Origin of the sequence: Pseudomonas kermanshahensis (genome assembly GCF_014269205.2) — a bacterium.
GTDB lineage: Bacteria > Pseudomonadota > Gammaproteobacteria > Pseudomonadales > Pseudomonadaceae > Aquipseudomonas > Aquipseudomonas kermanshahensis.
Genome location: NZ_JABWRY020000001.1, coordinates 1,839,839 through 1,853,895, shown reverse-complemented (window position 1 = coordinate 1,853,895; position 14,057 = coordinate 1,839,839). Strand labels below are relative to the sequence as shown.

The 14,057-nt window shown below is 60.2% G+C and carries 16 protein-coding genes and 1 pseudogene; 2 read left to right on the top strand and 15 right to left on the bottom strand.

Features of this window, described 5'->3' with window-relative positions; all coding sequences use genetic code 11:
- Positions 1-121 precede the first annotated feature (121 nt).
- Positions 122-442: a hypothetical protein gene (locus tag HU764_RS08735; protein ID WP_186703221.1), complete on the bottom strand. Its 321-nt coding sequence runs from the start codon at positions 440-442 to the stop codon at positions 122-124.
- A gap of 317 nt (positions 443-759) precedes the next feature.
- Positions 760-945: pseudogene (locus tag HU764_RS08730) on the bottom strand (DUF2514 family protein); the annotation flags it as partial.
- A 51-nt stretch (positions 946-996) separates the two neighbouring features.
- Between HU764_RS08730 and HU764_RS08725 the strand changes: the two are divergent.
- Positions 997-1,392 (top strand): DUF7448 domain-containing protein, encoded by a 396-nt coding sequence (locus tag HU764_RS08725; RefSeq protein ID WP_186703313.1) that lies wholly within the window; start codon positions 997-999, stop codon positions 1,390-1,392.
- A 5-nt stretch (positions 1,393-1,397) separates the two neighbouring features.
- Here HU764_RS08725 and HU764_RS08720 read toward each other — a convergent pair whose 3' ends face one another.
- From HU764_RS08720 to HU764_RS08685, 8 genes are all read right to left on the bottom strand, one after another.
- The gene (locus tag HU764_RS08720; RefSeq protein ID WP_186703222.1) at positions 1,398-1,901 is read right to left on the bottom strand and encodes a DUF2514 domain-containing protein; all 504 of its coding nucleotides are present in this window, start codon (positions 1,899-1,901) and stop codon (positions 1,398-1,400) included.
- On the bottom strand, positions 1,898-2,344 hold the full coding sequence (locus HU764_RS08715) for a structural protein P5 (protein ID WP_186703223.1): 447 nt from the start codon (positions 2,342-2,344) through the stop codon (positions 1,898-1,900). Before HU764_RS08715 ends, HU764_RS08720 begins: the two co-directional genes overlap by 4 nt.
- Before the next feature lie 98 nt (positions 2,345-2,442).
- Positions 2,443-3,189, bottom strand: coding sequence for a hypothetical protein (locus HU764_RS08710; protein ID WP_186703224.1), 747 nt, complete (start codon positions 3,187-3,189; stop codon positions 2,443-2,445).
- 15 nt (positions 3,190-3,204) lie between these two features.
- Positions 3,205-4,956, bottom strand: a complete 1,752-nt coding sequence (locus tag HU764_RS08705; protein ID WP_186703225.1) for an SGNH/GDSL hydrolase family protein — start codon at positions 4,954-4,956, stop codon at positions 3,205-3,207.
- A 55-nt stretch (positions 4,957-5,011) separates the two neighbouring features.
- Positions 5,012-8,065, bottom strand: a complete 3,054-nt coding sequence (locus HU764_RS08700) for a host specificity factor TipJ family phage tail protein (protein ID WP_186703226.1) — start codon at positions 8,063-8,065, stop codon at positions 5,012-5,014.
- Positions 8,062-8,439 carry a hypothetical protein gene (locus HU764_RS08695; protein WP_186703227.1) on the bottom strand — a complete coding sequence of 126 codons (378 nt, stop codon included), beginning with the start codon at positions 8,437-8,439 and terminating at the stop codon, positions 8,062-8,064. The genes HU764_RS08700 and HU764_RS08695 overlap by 4 nt, the downstream gene beginning before the upstream one ends.
- A 2-nt stretch (positions 8,440-8,441) precedes the next feature.
- On the bottom strand, positions 8,442-8,921 hold the full coding sequence (locus tag HU764_RS08690) for a DUF1833 family protein (RefSeq protein WP_144180468.1): 480 nt from the start codon (positions 8,919-8,921) through the stop codon (positions 8,442-8,444).
- Entirely contained in the window at positions 8,918-9,388 is a 471-nt protein-coding gene (locus HU764_RS08685; RefSeq protein ID WP_186703228.1) for a transposase, read from the bottom strand. The genes HU764_RS08690 and HU764_RS08685 overlap by 4 nt, the downstream gene beginning before the upstream one ends.
- A gap of 134 nt (positions 9,389-9,522) precedes the next feature.
- Between HU764_RS08685 and HU764_RS08680 the strand changes: the two genes are divergently transcribed.
- A complete protein-coding gene (locus HU764_RS08680; RefSeq protein WP_186703229.1) occupies positions 9,523-9,729 on the top strand; it encodes a hypothetical protein in 207 nt (68 codons plus the stop codon).
- Between the two features lie 15 nt (positions 9,730-9,744).
- Here HU764_RS08680 and HU764_RS08675 read toward each other — a convergent pair whose 3' ends face one another.
- From HU764_RS08675 to HU764_RS08655, 5 genes are all read right to left on the bottom strand, one after another.
- Positions 9,745-10,143: a hypothetical protein gene (locus HU764_RS08675; protein ID WP_186703230.1), complete on the bottom strand. Its 399-nt coding sequence runs from the start codon at positions 10,141-10,143 to the stop codon at positions 9,745-9,747.
- Between the two features lie 16 nt (positions 10,144-10,159).
- The gene (locus HU764_RS08670; RefSeq protein WP_186703231.1) at positions 10,160-10,303 is read right to left on the bottom strand and encodes a hypothetical protein; all 144 of its coding nucleotides are present in this window, start codon (positions 10,301-10,303) and stop codon (positions 10,160-10,162) included.
- A 9-nt stretch (positions 10,304-10,312) separates the two neighbouring features.
- A complete protein-coding gene (locus HU764_RS08665) occupies positions 10,313-13,228 on the bottom strand; it encodes a phage tail tape measure protein (protein WP_186703232.1) in 2,916 nt (971 codons plus the stop codon).
- Positions 13,229-13,283: 55 nt separating this feature from the next.
- The gene (locus HU764_RS08660) at positions 13,284-13,703 is read right to left on the bottom strand and encodes a superinfection immunity protein (RefSeq protein WP_225935628.1); all 420 of its coding nucleotides are present in this window, start codon (positions 13,701-13,703) and stop codon (positions 13,284-13,286) included.
- Between the two features lie 81 nt (positions 13,704-13,784).
- A complete protein-coding gene (locus HU764_RS08655; RefSeq protein ID WP_186703233.1) occupies positions 13,785-14,024 on the bottom strand; it encodes a hypothetical protein in 240 nt (79 codons plus the stop codon).
- Positions 14,025-14,057: the final 33 nt, after the last annotated feature.

Sequence of the window (14,057 nt, the reverse complement as noted above, 5' to 3'; positions counted from 1 at the left end):
GGAATGAGGTTGAACTAGTCGACTGTAAATCAACCAGCCAGGCAGGCCCTGTGGCCGTGCTTTCGATGTACCTAAAGGAGGACACCAGAGGCCCTCCTATATGAGTTCAACGGCCTGCGTTTTACTGCACCTTGTTCGCAGCATGGGGCGCGCTGGACTTTTTCCTGGCCTGGTGCTGACGGTAATAGCCGGTGACGAGCGTATAGGCGGCCCACGAGAATACGAGTACTGAGGCGATTAGCCAGCCTGACGAGGCCATAGCATTGAAGAACCCTGCGAATATGGGATCTGCCCAAAATTTGACGACCGAGAAACTCAACCAAGGCATAAAGATGATGTAGAGAATCGGCGACCAAAAACCCCAGAAAAGGATGGTGCCGATAGGGCGAAAGCCGGCTGCTCCACCGTAATCGCCCGGTGACACCTTCGTTCTTTTAGCCATATGTACTCCTAGTTTTTTACCGCAGGATGCGGACATTCCGTTGTTATTTGTGACGACAGGATCTTCGGGGTAAGACACAGCCAAGCGGGATGAACCAGTATGAATCGCCCCTGGCTCATAAGCGTCTGGTTAATGCGCCTTGACGGTAGAGCTGGGAGGTAGCTCCGAGAGCACAAACCTTGGCTAAGCCTTCAACCAGATTTTGGACTCGACGCGGTCTTGATAGATAGCACCTTTCTCCGTGGCTCCCCCTGCTAGCGAGATAATCATATCAAAAAGAAATTGTGTCCGACCGGTCCTCATGCGCCCTGCCCCTTCTATTTGACCAAGGCTGCATAGGCCGCTTCGCATACCTGCCCCGCTATTCGACTTCGCGCAAACGCTTCTGCGAGACTTCCCGCCATTCGGTCAGCCTCTTCAAGCAATCCCCCGAGCACCACGACGGCGGAGGTTCCTGCCTTGCGCTGCTGGGTAGCGATGGTGATCCAGGTGGCTTTCTCGCCTGTGGGGTACTGGCAGTGATTATACTTAACGAACACTTCTGAGGATCTCGCATGCCCAAGGAAACCCCGATCGCCTTTGATCAACTGATAGGTATCACCCTCAGTGAGGTCCTTCAGGCCGAGAAAGGCTCTAGCATGATCATGCTGCTCGCTGCCTGCGGTCGATCGTTCAGTATGCATCACTATGATCTCTGCTCCGAGGAGGTATCGCTTGACGACATTGAGGGCGACATTTCTGACGTCGTAGGATCCCCAATCACAACGGCAGAAAAAACCACAAGCCCAGGTACGCCAAGTAACGCGCAAGACCGGCTGACGCAGCTAAGTCAGACTTGGACCTTTTACCGAATCGGCACTGTAAAAGGGATGGTCGTTCTTCGCTGGTTTGGTGAATCGAACGGTTACTATTCAGAAGAGGTAGACTTCGTCGAGCTTACTGAGGGCTAATCGTCCTACTTCTTGCCTGCGAATCTCAGGGCGTCGTACTCGCGCTCGCACTGCTGGCCGGCAACTCTGGCCTGGTCAAACGCTGCCGCCAGCTCTCCCGCTCTTTCATCAGCCCGTGCGAGCAGGTCGGAGAGCACCATGGCGGCGCGGGTGGCTGTCTGGCCTCTGGCGATAACGGCGGTATCCTGGCCGGGGCAACTGACGGCGGCAGCGAATTGGGTGGTTTCACTGCGCAGCCGCTGGCCAGAAGCATCGGCGTCAGCAGCGCCAGCATCAGCAATCGTTCGTTCTTCCTGGGCATGGGCTCTCGCCTCCTCCTGCGCCGTAGCGCGTCGTTGTTCTTCCTGGCGGGCATCCCGTTCGCCGATCACCTCGGCAAGCAGGTCACCGCTGTCTCGTTGCGCTGATGCCTCTCCGGCGTTCGCTCGCTCCACCGAGCGACCGTGCTGATAGGCCGCCCAATGGGATGCCAGCAGTACAGCAAACGTCAATATGGCCCAGCCCTTCATGCCAGCGCCCGCCGAATACCTTCGTCGATCACCTCGGCCTTGTAGGGGTTACCGCCGTTCTCGTGGACGATGATGCCCACCACTGCCTCCCGCAGAACCCCTGGCTTGGAGATGTCTATGGAGTCGCGCACCCCTACCCCGAGCCGCTTGGCGATGGCCTGCGCGTAAGCCAGCGTGTTGTTCTCGCTAGAAGGCGCCCAGCGGCTGATGAATTCCAGCGGTGTATCGATCCCCGGACGGCCAACTCCGGGCATGCCGTCCTTGCCCCGGTAGTTGAGCAGCAGCTTGCCAAGGGCGCGAATACCGTTTTCGGCCTGATCAAAACGGGCGAAGCGCGGACTGGCCACGCCTACCTCCACGCCGAGCTGGCCTTGCCAGGCGTTGCGGGGGTTGAAATCGATGTTGCCAGGGTTGTTGTTGCGGACACCGCGCGGTGTGGACATGATTTCTCCAGGCGAAAGAAAGCCCGCTCAAGGCGGGCTGCATGAATTTCAGGCACAAAAAAACCGCTCAAGGCGGCTCCTGACTTGCCAGCGGACGGCTACGCGACGATACCCAGGCGCGCCAGCCGTTTACGGATAGGCACAATCTGAGCCTCAAGTTCGGAGTCAGTGAGGTATGCAGAGTGGATGGCCACGAAACTGATGTCGCTGTCGCCTGTGAACCCGGCAGTAGCAGACCCAATACGGTACTTGTTGCTGGTAAGGACCCGGGCATTCAGGTCGGTGCCCGTGACTTTTACACCAGCGGTATGATCCATCAGCAACGTTGCTGCTGCCGACTTGGCGCGGATGCTGCGGATAGCCCAAGCATTGGTCGCGGTTGCCGTTCCGGATACGGCGGATGCGTTTGCAGTGCCGGCGCCAGAGTCCCGCGAGCCAGATCCTTTGAACAGCGTAGGGTGGTCAAGGTAGAGGTTGACGCCAGAGGCGTTTCCGGTGAAACCCGGCGTTGAAACTGGACCCAAATGCGCGCCTGCCAGGAATACCGAATCAACACCAGCAACGAGTGGGTTGGTAGCCTTGCCCACAACGATCAGCGTCATTTCATCGCTGTCCGCAATCTGGGTCTGCAGGTAGTTCACATTGCCCTTGAAGCGACCGTAACCGGCAAACGCACTTGGCGCGCCCACAATGGTCGCGTCTGGCTTGCCGGGGGCACGGTTGAAACCGAAGCGACGAGCGTCGGTATCCAGAGTGAACCAGCCTTCCAGGCCGCGGGTGATCGGAGGGGCCACCTTGGTGTTCCAAGGTGCAGTGGTGTTACGCGCAATCAGTTGAACGCCCATAGAATCTTTCCTTAATCAGTTGAGTTGAAGTGCTGCGGCCGCGACGTATGCCGCAAGCGCTTCGTACAGGCCATGCCGGCCGGCACCTTCTGGGTGAATGAGGTTGAGGAAGTTGCCCGAGATAAAACCGTCCTGGTCTGGAGCAGAGGTAGCCAGCGGATAGCCTGCCTCGGAGCTGACGTGCGTCCAGGTCGGAGCCATGTAGACCTTGCTACTGGCGTAATCCGAAATTGCTTTCCGCATGGAGCGAATCATCGGTGCGTAGTGCGTCACCCACAGGGCATTGCGCTGGCTGCTGAACGCTGTTCCTGGGAGCGAGCGCACGATCCGAGCATTGGGCCACGCTGCGTGGATCTGCTTGTAGATCAGCATGTCGTCAGCGTAGATCTGGCTGCCGATCTCATCCGCAGTACGGTCGCGCACGTTGTTGGTGCCCAACGCATTGACCACCACGTCTGGCGTCTCCAGGCCGAATCTGGACTGGTAGAAGGCGACATCAAACACGTACCCGTTGCGAACGATGTCGGCTGGGTCGGCCCCCGTGGCCGCGCGCACAAACGGGTTCTTGCGCTGTTTCTCGACTTTGCCCATGGCCATGTACGCGGCTTCAGTGCCGGGCTCGACGATTTGAAGGCGATCAGTGATGTCAGCGGTGAAATCGCCGGTTTCCCAACCTTCGCGGCCCTCGCCGTATTCCCCGGTCATGTCCTCGTTGTTCGTCGGGCTGGCGGATCCGCGTAGGGTGCCGACCATAGTCGGATTGAAACCCAGGCCCTGCAGGTACAACTTCAAGAACTGCCCGCCCTGACGGTTCATGATGCTGTCGCCAATGACCAGCACCTTTACTGGGGTAGACGATTGCTGCGGCACGTTGAGGATCGTGAGTGGCATCGACAGTCTGGTGTCTTGAGCCGCGTCCGAGCGAAGCCGGATGGCGGCCGAACTACCGAACTTGCCGCCCTCGAGATGCAGCACGCTACCCTCGGTGATAGCGCTGGTGGTCATGCTATCAAGCGCGGCCACCACCGACTGGAAACGGTCGCGATGCACCAGCAATTCGCTGACATGGATTGCCATCTGACCTTGTTCAGGTACCGCGATTTTGTCGTGGAACAGCAGGCCTCCCTCGAAGGGGACGGACTGCTCAGAGGTGTTTTCCTCTGGGTTTCCCAGATCCTGAAGGATTTCGTTCTCTTCCGTCGTCACCAAAATCCCGGGCAGGTCCGTATAACGCATGTCCAGAGGGCCGAGACGAAAATCCTTGTCGTCGGCATACAGAACCGATCCACCCTCTTCGTCACCTATGAAGGTGATGGGGTTTTCGCTGGCAATCGAAAAGGCTGGCGTCGTTAGTCGCAGCTCAGATAGGGATGCCACCTTGTCAGCTTCTTCCGTGGTCACAATTACAAATTCCGTTTCATTGGTGTTTGATGCAATGAGCCCATTAATTGCCTCTATCGCATCTGCGCTTGAAACTCGACCGAGTGGAACCGCAACACCGGCATCATTTCGATAACGCGTTTCATAGGTGGCTCCGGCACTTGGAACGGTGAAGAACCGGTTATTGGTTCCAGTACCACTTGTTGCGGCGAGCCCATCGGCCACCGTCGGGTAGCTGTTTTTGCTTGCGAGAAACTCGGTGTAGATCTTCTTCAGCGTCGGCTTGGTGACGCCGTTGATAACGACAAAGTCCTCATCGGACAGAAATAGCTCATTGCCATTGGCCACAAGCTCCTGGAAGAGCTGAAGCGACTCTGCGCCGGTCATATTGTTTCCTCAATAAAAAAGCCCGCACAGGGCGGGCTTGCTAACTGCTGCGGCGTCATGCCGGCGGGAACTGGTCGTCGTAGGTGTAAACCCTGGCGTCGTAAGGCATCCCCTTCATCGCCGTGTTGCCGTTGGCTGGGTCGGAACTGGTGATCAGCACCGGGTAGGCCCAGCGCGAGGCCGGGCCGAACAGGATGTGCGGAGGTTCCAGCGATCCATCCACCTCTGGCGTGAAGTCCAGCGCATCTACCCGCACCGTGCACTGATCCACCTGCGTGGCAGTCCACGGCCCGGAAAGAGTGCCGTCCAGTCTGCGCACGCCGACCCGGTGCTCGCCGCCGGCACTGAAGTCCAGCGGCTCCGATGAGGCCAACAGCGTTCCTGACCCGGCCACCTCGATGCCCAGCAGAATCGCGCTCTGGCACCGCTTTGGAGAGTCATCGGCAACGGCTGCAAAGCTCAGGTAGCCGCTGTTGCTGCCGTCCATCTCGGTTTCCCAGGTGTAGATGTCGGTCCTGAACTTCTGGTGGCCACGCCGGCGCATGCCGATACGGTAGGCCCTGGTCCTGTCGCTGATGCCAGGCATCTTGATCTTCTCGACCTTGGTGCCGAGGTCACCTGGCCACCGGCACTCGACCGTTTCCCACGCCCAGGTGGTGCGCGAGAAGAACTCCACATCCACCCCATCGAAGTCGTTGATCGACGGCATGGCGCCGCTGATCTTGAGCATCTTGGTCATATTCTGTGGCGAGTAGGTCTGCGTTTTCGGGCCGTAGGTAACGTCGAACGCGGCCCGGGCACTGTCTCGAACCGGGCGTAACAGGCCCCGGAAGGTCACCAGCTCCCCGAACCCGCACGCCAGCGCGTTGTTGATCATGTCCTTGACGGTGATCGTCGACTCCAGCGTCTCGTCGTAGGTGTCACCCCGGGCAACACAGGTGTTGTGGAAGGCCTGCCACTCGGGCAGGTCTAGGTCGTCGTTCGTATAGCCGCGCTGCTTCAGCTGGTAGATGCACCAGGGCACGATGTCGCGGGTTGGCCCGGTACCGCCTTCCATCAGCGGTAGGATGCGGGTTGCCTCTGCGCTTACTTGGCTTTCGGACTGGGCAGAGAGACGGTCGCCGCCCCTGATGTTGCAGGTCATCACCGTCAAACCTGGATAGCTGGTTGGCGAGTTCTGCATGCGCCCCCGCAGGTCGGTCCAGGTGGCGTCGTCTCGGGCCTCGTCGTTGATTCGGCCCGGCCGGTCCTTGTAGAGCTTCCGCACCCTGGCCTCGGCGCGCATCGCGTAGGGAAGCGAAATCCTGACGGTGAACCCCTGAGCATCCAGGGAGCCCCCCCAGTTCACTTGCTCGAGCTCAGTCCACGCACCCGCCACGTCAATGTCGCGGTACTCGAACACGTAGTAGGTCGGAATCTCGTAAATCTGCCCTTCCCGGCCGATGCCGCACAGGCCATTGGCGTAGGTGATCGACCATTCAAGCTCGGTCACCTTCTCGTTGGCCGGGCAGCAGGCAAACGGCCCTCGATACCCACCCTGCAGGTTGGAGGCGTCCAGCGTGATCAGGCCATTGACCGTTTGCATGGCGTTGAAGCCAGGCCAGCCTGCATCGGTCGCGCCGGACGATGAGAGGCGCTCGACCGCCAGCAGGTTCGTGCTGTAGGCGGTGATCCTGTAGCGCAGGCCGCGGGGGCCAATCGTGGCCAGCCCCTGCCCCAGGGCAAGGCCAACCACCGGCGAGCCGCCGTCATAGTTCAGGGTCATCTCGGCAGGCTGCTCAGGCGTGCCGCTGGTGGTGGCTGTGCCTGTGGCACCGACCGGGGAAGACCCCAGGATTGTGGATGCGCCGGTGGCGGTGATGCCCTGCCCGGTGAACGGGGTCAGTTCGACAAACCGCACGCGCCCGCTGCTCTGCTGCGCCTGGATAGGCGAACCACTCAGTTGGGCATTCAGCGCAGTCACCAGCCCGGCCAGGTCGGTGGTCGCCGTATTCAGCGTCACCGGGTAGGTCGAACTGCCGCGCGCCAGGCTGAAGCTGAGCGGCGTCACGTTGAAATCGTAGCGGCTCGGAGCCGCAGAGCCGGTTAGCGTAGATGCCGTGCCCGGGTCGGCAGGTACAGCCGGGCTGTAAGGCGTGTAGCTGTGCACGACGTACAGGCCAGCGTTCGCCCCGGCCACCTCAATGAGCATCCCAGCCGTGGGATTCAGCATCTCCAGCGGGCCACGGATGATGTCGCGGCCTGCGCCACCGTCGATCACCGTGTAGGTATACGGCGCAAGCACCCGAACGATGATGCCGTTCGACCAGTCGGCCGGGAACTGGCCTGAGCCGGCCGGCACGCTGATCGTATCGCCGACGAACTGGTACGCCGAAGCCGTGGCCGACCTGGTGAGGTCGGTGGCCATGGTCAGTTCCAGGCCGGCCGAACCGCTGGAGCTTGCCCCTACCTCAGGAACGTTGAACCAGTTGATGTGGGCTGGGTCGCCCGACAGATCAGCACCTGGCGGGTAAATCGTGAAGGTTGCATCGGACCCCAGGGATATCAGCGGGGTTTCGCCAACCTTGACCTTAGCCAGCGGTACCTCGTACTCGCCTTCGCCGATGTACAGCAGCATTTCCACGCGCTGATCACGCGGCGCGACATGCGCCCGGCGGGGCTGGGTCAGGTAAGACGGATAGACCCGCTGGTGCCCTGCGATCTGGCGAACTGGCTCGCCCAGCTTGACCTTGTTGCCCTTGGCGCTGGCCTCGGTCAGTGGATCGCCCTGCTGGGTGCCGGCGCTGGATGGCATGCCGGGCATCTTGGGCGTGAGCAGCTTGGAGACCGCCTTAACCCCTGCGAATAGGGTAACCGCCATGAAAGCCTGCTCAAGACCTTTTGGCTCTCGGTAGATCTGCAGCAGGTCGGACGGCTTGAACTTCACCTTGTGCCATAGGTGATGGCCGATGATCTCGTCATTCAGCACCACGCTGAATGGCGGGCTTTCCCGGCGCTCGTACGACTGGGCCTGGCTCTTCAGCCACTCCTCGATCGTCATACGGCGGTCGGTCTTCCACGTGCCGAGTGGAGCCGTGTTGCTCAGCTTGTTCGGATAAAATTCGATCATCGGTAATACACCACCCTCGGGTGAGCGGCTTCGAACTCGCCAGTCGTCCGGAGGCATGCGCCGCCGGGGTTTGTGTCCAGCACCTTCAGCCGGCCCTCGCTTTCCACCACCACGCCGACGTGTAGGCACAGCGCGCCCCGGAACACGGCGGCAATGGCGCCAGGCTCCGGCGCGCATTCCTCCATGCCCTGGCGCAGGTCGTGGTAGGCGGCGGTGTTGGCCCTGAGCTTGTTCTTGCCCACGGCGCCGAGGCTGGGCAGCAGCGGCAGGCCGAACACCTCATGGCGCACGGCAATGCACAACCCCCAGCAATCGAAGGCAATAGGCCCCCGTGCACCCTCGCGATACGGGGCGCGCATGAATTTTTCGATCATGGTTAGAGGTACTTGAGGCCAGGTGCCAGGGTGGTGGTCAGCACGGTGCGCAGACCGTTGGTGTTGAGCAGGTCGAAGAATCCGGCGGTGAGCTTGGCCACGTCGTCTTCATATTCCCGGCTGAGCAGCGTCATGCGGTACCGCTCTTGCGGGAACGTCAGGTCTTCGGCCAGGTAGCGCCGAAAGGTGATAATAAAGCGGTCATCGGCTGCCTTGGCTTCCTCAACGACCTCCTGCACCTCGCCCGTGACGTTGTCCAGGCCCAGCACCAGGTTCTGGAACGCGCTGTTGTCGTTCTTGGGCAGGGCCAGGTCCATGGCCATTGCGACGAAGGTCAGCGTGCGGCCATCCTCGGTCGTGCACACCCGGTCTTCCCAGCCAGAGCAGTAGCAGTGCGAGACTGTTCCGCCCTCCTTCCGCGCCTCGATCGTGTCGACAAGCTCACCACGGCCCGAGGCGTAACACTCTTCGATCAGGCTCATCCGAAGTACTCCGTGTGCCATTTCTCAAGGATGGATTGAAGGTTACCGTTGAACTGATCCAGCGGCATGCCCAGGTAGGCGCCGAGGTACTGGTCCTCGGTGTAGACCGGGCGCTCTTTGAGCTGCAGGACCGCCGAGTACCGCCAGCGGGTTATCTGCGTCAAGTCGGGGCCTTGGTAAATGCCCTTGAAGTGCGCCTGGTAGGTTTTTAGACCCAGCGGCGTCTGCAGCTGCATCTCGAACCATTCAAAGCCGTTGTTGATGGCCCATACGTACCAGCCCTCAAACAGCGCCGCCTCTTCCTGGCTGAAGTTGAAGTTGACCTTCACCTCAGTCGGCACATACCTGTGCCTGACCCGGTACCGCGTGCGCCCAGTGGTCATCTGGGTTGCCCGCATCGGATCAACCGTGCTCAGGCCATACCCCTCCTGCAGAGGAAGTGGCAATTCTGCCGGGTATTGAATCATTGCCATTCCTCGTCAAGGGCATGGCCTAGATAGCAATGTGACAGCTATCTGACCTATGCTCGACCGCCTCCGCTTCCTGGGCGTGAGGGCCCAGCAAGGGAAGTGGGGTTTCATAGGTGAATAAGGAGAGAAACATGATCGGACGACATAACGTCGCCAAGGATGAGCTTAAGAAGTTCAAGTCTTTGCTCAATGAGTACGGGAGAACCCCGATAACTGATCAGCGCAGCCAAATACTGCTGCATGATGCGCTTTCCAAGCTTGGGGCCACCCTGGACATCATCCTGATGGACTTGCAGCAGCTGAACGAGGAGAGCCCGGCCAACCGAAAGCCTGAGTGACAGGATGGCCAGGCGTCAGGCTGATGCTCGGCGCCTGGCCACCAGGGCTACATCGTCGCGTACATCGCTGGTTAGTTGCGCAGATTTCCTTGCGCGAATCAGAACCATGCCTTCGCCAGGAACTTTGATCTCGTCCTCGTGGGTGTCGAGAGAACCCAAGGTCCATGCATTCTTGAACACATCGACCCACCCTTCGCCTTCGCGCTTCACCTGAACTTCGACCTCTGAGGTCGCCGGGAGAATCGCTCCGTCTCGGGTGATGGTTGCCAGCCCGCACTGGAAGCACACGCCCAAATCGAAGTCAGCCAAGTCGACCGGCTCGCCGCGGGTTATCTCGACCCAGTCATGATCCAGGAGGAATGACTTCGCCCGGCCAGCCGGGAATTTTGCTTCTGCAACTACTTGCTGTTCCATGTGAATCTCCTGATTTTTAGGTGAGAGGGCTGAGGCCCAGCGCTTCCTCGATGCGGGCGAGCCGCCTTTGCAGCAGAAGCTCTTTCTCATCAGTTGGAACAACGGGGTCGGGCACGGTTGCGCCCGCCCCGCTGTCGGCCTCGTCGGTTTCGGTGGTCATGGGATCTACCTACGTTGGGTTGCGCGAAAGCCCGTAGGCTGCTTCGATGGCCTGGGCCCGCTCGCCCCCGCCCCAGATGTCAGCCACGAAGGCGTCAATCTGCAGCTGGCCGTCGTCACCGGTGCGCTGATCAACAGTGCCGGCACGGGACCTGTCTTCGATCAGGTTGACGGTGACTTTTGGCTGGGCGGCCACGGGCGCCTGGGTACTGCCGGACGATTGCGTCGAAACAACCGAACCGCCACCACCAGCCACCGATACCCGCTCGTTCGAGTTGATCGCCTCCAGTAGCGCCCGGTTGCGCTTGGTGGCCGCTGCATTCACCACGAACTCCCCGTCGCTCAGGCGGGCCATGATGCTGTCGGAGGTGCCGGTACCGGCGCCTGACACATAGCCACCAGTAGCGAACCCCGGGATTACAGCCAAGCTGGATGCCAGAGCAGTGGTCGAGGTCAGCGCTGCCGCCGCTGGCACGGAGTTGGCGCCCAGCGTTGCAAGGGATGCCATCGCCGCCGCCGGTGCCCAGGCCGTGGCCGTGGTACCCGCCAGGATCATGCTCTGGCCGGCCGCAGCGGTGCCGAGAGTGGCGTTCAGCGCAGCATTCAGCGCCATCTGCACACCCATCTTCACAAAGCCCGCGAGGATATCGCGCACCACGTTACCGGCGATGTCACCCAGGTTGCTGAACGACAGCTGCCCGGACATGATCGCGTCGGTGATGTCGGTGGAGATGTTGTTGAACGCGCTGGAGAAGATCGACTGAGTCTGCCCGGCGATGTCGCGCGCCTGGTTTCCGAAGTTCTGCACGGCAGCCGTCCACCCGTTGATAGGGTTGAGCATGGCCTGATCCATCTGCGCCCAGCCTGCCTGCATCGCTGCAAGCTGCTGCGGTAGGAACTCGTTGATTGCGTCGATCTGCCCTTGGAGCGCCTGGCGCTGCTTCTCGTCCGTGGCGTTGGCCAGTTCGGTCTGCAGCTGCAGCAAGCGGTCGTTGGTCTGCATCTCCAGGTTCAGTCGCTGCTGCATGCGCGAAGCCTGCAGGTCGCCCATGCCAATGCTGGCGGCATCAAGCTGGTACTGTGACTGCTCGTTCACCAGCTGGCGTTGCAACTGGGCACGGTACTGCTCGACGGCGGTCAGGCCCTGTGCTCCTTTCAGGGCTGATGCGTAGTTGATCGAGGCCTGGGCCAGCGCCTTGCTGTATTCCTCCTGGGTGATCTTGCCCTTGCTCAGCGCCAGATCTAGCTGGCCCTGTTCCTTGGTCAGCGCCCGGGCGGCCTGGGCTGCTGGGTCGTACTGGCCGTATAGGCGGGCGAAGGTGTTTTCCGCCTCGGCCACGCCACGGTTGACGTTCTTCGGAGCGTTCTTCTTCGCCTCCCGGGTTTTGATGTCCGCGATTTCCTGCTCGATGTTCTTCCGGGCTGTGGCGTATTTTGTTTCTTGCTCAGAATTGAAGCCGCCCGCCGCCATCGCATCGGCACGGGCCTTGTCGAGATCCTCCAGCTGTTTCTGCAGCTTCTGGGTCTGGGTTTGCGCGGCAGTGAACGTCGAGTTGATCAGGTCCACGCCTTTTTTGCCGGCGTCTTGAACAAACCTGTTGGTATTCCCTTCCCACGCCTTCCAGGCTTCGTCGGCAATACGACCTTGCAGCTCAGTCGCTCGCTTTTCGAGCGCCTTTAGGCTGTCAGGGTTTACGCCCATCAGGCTGCTCGCGGCAGTCCCATATTTGCTGATGGACTTGCGCGCTTCGGCGATCTGGTTATAGACGTCAGCCAACTCCTGCTCGGGAGTTGTCTTCCGGCCGACATCAAGCATCGCGTCCCAGGCTTTCTTGGCGAAGCTGCCCAGGGATTGCCAGGCTGATTCGAGCGAGCCGAGATTGCTCTCCATCTCTGCCGATCTGGTGCTCAATGCCGTGGCATAAAGATCGGTAGCCGCCCTGGCGGCATCAATTGTTTTCCCCTGCTTTTCCAGGGAGATGATGTTCGCGTACTGGCTTGCAGTAAGGAAGTTGAGCTCTGCATCGAGCTTCTTCACCGCCTCAACTGGACCTTTAGCGATCTCATTGAAGGAATGGACCACCTTCGTAACGTCTTCCCCGGTCTGCTTCGACCAGGCCAGTGATGCCTTGGTGATCTGCGCATACATCGGGGTAAGGGCGTTACCGGCCCCGGCAAGCTGTTCGAGAACCTCCGATGCCGCACCAACCGTCGTGCCTGTAGCAGCGACCTGTTCTGCAAGCCCTGCCAGTTCGCTGTAGCTGGTGCCAGCAGCGTTTCCGTTTCGGATAATCGCATCGGTAAGCCGATCCGACTCCTCGGAGCCCTTGTAGTAGGCCAAGGCCAGCGTTCCGGCTGCTGCGGCCGCCACTGTGAACGGATTCACCAGGCCAAGGACATAACCACCAAGAGCCTTGGCGGCTGGAAGAACGCCGCCAAACATATCCTTGAGCTGGCCGCCCTGCTGCAGGAAGACCGTAAGCGGTGCTTGACCGCCCTGAAGGCTGACCGCGATATCGGTAAACTGGGCAGGAACCCCGCGCAGGGCTGCCTGGTATGCCTTGGCTGACATGCCGGCCTTGTTCATGGTGGTCGTCGTTTCACCGAGAGCCTCTCGCATCGTATTGATGCGCTGGGTGTACTCGACGAACGTGTCGCTCTCGACCACGCCAGCCTTCTTCAGCTTCGCCAGCTTTTCCTGCATATCGTCGAGACGACCCAAGGCAGCAACCGTTGGGTTTATCTGGCCCAGCAGCTGGGCTAGCTCTTTCCGCTGATCATCAAGACTACTGCTCACGCCATCTGCTGCGGTGGCAGCTGCGTCGCCAGCCTTTTCCATGCGCTCAAGGGATGTTGTCAGGTCGTCCGCATTGCGCTTTGCGCCCCGCGAGTCGATCGTTACCGCCAGGCGGGATTCCTGGGTCATACCTTTCTCCGGGCATAAAAAAACCCGCCGAAGCGGGTCTTGTATGTTTTGGTTGCTAGCTCACCGCTAGTGAGCTGCCGCAGTGCTTGCACTTGATGGCTTCCACCTTGATATCTTCTGCGCAGAACGGGCAGGTTTTGGTGGCAGTCTTGGCTGGTTGTTCTGCCTGAATCTCTTTTTCGGCAACGACTACTGCCGGCGCTGCTTCTGGCTTTTTGAAGGCCCATACCAGCGCTACCACCCACCCGATCAGCGACCATCCGAGGAACAGGTTCACGAGCGCGATGGAGGCAATATTGGTATGCCCGCGCAACTTGGCTTCGATTGTTGGAAGCATGTAGAGCAGCGGAACGGTGATCAGCCCTGAAAACACGATCAGCTTGCCAAAGGCGTTCAGCTCATTGGCCGGCACTGTGCCCATCCCGATGCTGTATGCAGCCAGAAATGCCAGAACCAAGAATCTCACTGCGAACATATTGTCATCCCTGTAGAAACGTATGGCCGGATGCTAGCACTTCAGGGCTGTGCGGACCAACGGGTCTACAGGTTGACAAGGCTACTTCTTGGTTCTGGGCTTAACGCTCTCTTTCTCCTGCTGCTCATCCCACCGCTTCCGGAACTCGTCGTCCAGGGCGAAGATGGCGGTGTCGAACTCTTCGCGGCATATCACCGAGGGGTAGCGGTCCAGGTATTCGGTTATCGCAGATGGCGCGATCGGGGCCGGCGCGCCAATCATGCCGACGTACTGCCGGGACCGACCGATATGCCCGTAGGCCTCCAGGATCTCCGCGACCACATCGTCGATCTCGGGTGGTTCCTGAGCGGTCAG

Bases quoted from the DNA above. Each gene is read 5' to 3' on its own strand.
- HU764_RS08705 (WP_186703225.1), bottom strand. From the start codon at position 4,956: ATGACCGGCGCAGAGTCGCTTCAGCTCTTCCAGGAGCTTGTGGCCAAT.
- HU764_RS08675 (WP_186703230.1), bottom strand. From the start codon at position 10,143: ATGGAACAGCAAGTAGTTGCAGAAGCAAAATTCCCGGCTGGCCGGGCG.
- HU764_RS08690 (WP_144180468.1), bottom strand. From the start codon at position 8,921: ATGAGCCTGATCGAAGAGTGTTACGCCTCGGGCCGTGGTGAGCTTGTC.
- HU764_RS08685 (WP_186703228.1), bottom strand. From the start codon at position 9,388: ATGATTCAATACCCGGCAGAATTGCCACTTCCTCTGCAGGAGGGGTAT.
- HU764_RS08665 (WP_186703232.1), bottom strand. From the start codon at position 13,228: ATGACCCAGGAATCCCGCCTGGCGGTAACGATCGACTCGCGGGGCGCA.
- HU764_RS08725 (WP_186703313.1), top strand. From the start codon at position 997: ATGCCCAAGGAAACCCCGATCGCCTTTGATCAACTGATAGGTATCACC.
- HU764_RS08700 (WP_186703226.1), bottom strand. From the start codon at position 8,065: ATGATCGAATTTTATCCGAACAAGCTGAGCAACACGGCTCCACTCGGC.
- HU764_RS08735 (WP_186703221.1), bottom strand. From the start codon at position 442: ATGGCTAAAAGAACGAAGGTGTCACCGGGCGATTACGGTGGAGCAGCC.
- HU764_RS08660 (WP_225935628.1), bottom strand. From the start codon at position 13,703: ATGTTCGCAGTGAGATTCTTGGTTCTGGCATTTCTGGCTGCATACAGC.
- HU764_RS08715 (WP_186703223.1), bottom strand. From the start codon at position 2,344: ATGTCCACACCGCGCGGTGTCCGCAACAACAACCCTGGCAACATCGAT.
- HU764_RS08670 (WP_186703231.1), bottom strand. From the start codon at position 10,303: ATGACCACCGAAACCGACGAGGCCGACAGCGGGGCGGGCGCAACCGTG.
- HU764_RS08720 (WP_186703222.1), bottom strand. From the start codon at position 1,901: ATGAAGGGCTGGGCCATATTGACGTTTGCTGTACTGCTGGCATCCCAT.
- HU764_RS08710 (WP_186703224.1), bottom strand. From the start codon at position 3,189: ATGGGCGTTCAACTGATTGCGCGTAACACCACTGCACCTTGGAACACC.
- HU764_RS08695 (WP_186703227.1), bottom strand. From the start codon at position 8,439: ATGATCGAAAAATTCATGCGCGCCCCGTATCGCGAGGGTGCACGGGGG.
- HU764_RS08680 (WP_186703229.1), top strand. From the start codon at position 9,523: ATGATCGGACGACATAACGTCGCCAAGGATGAGCTTAAGAAGTTCAAG.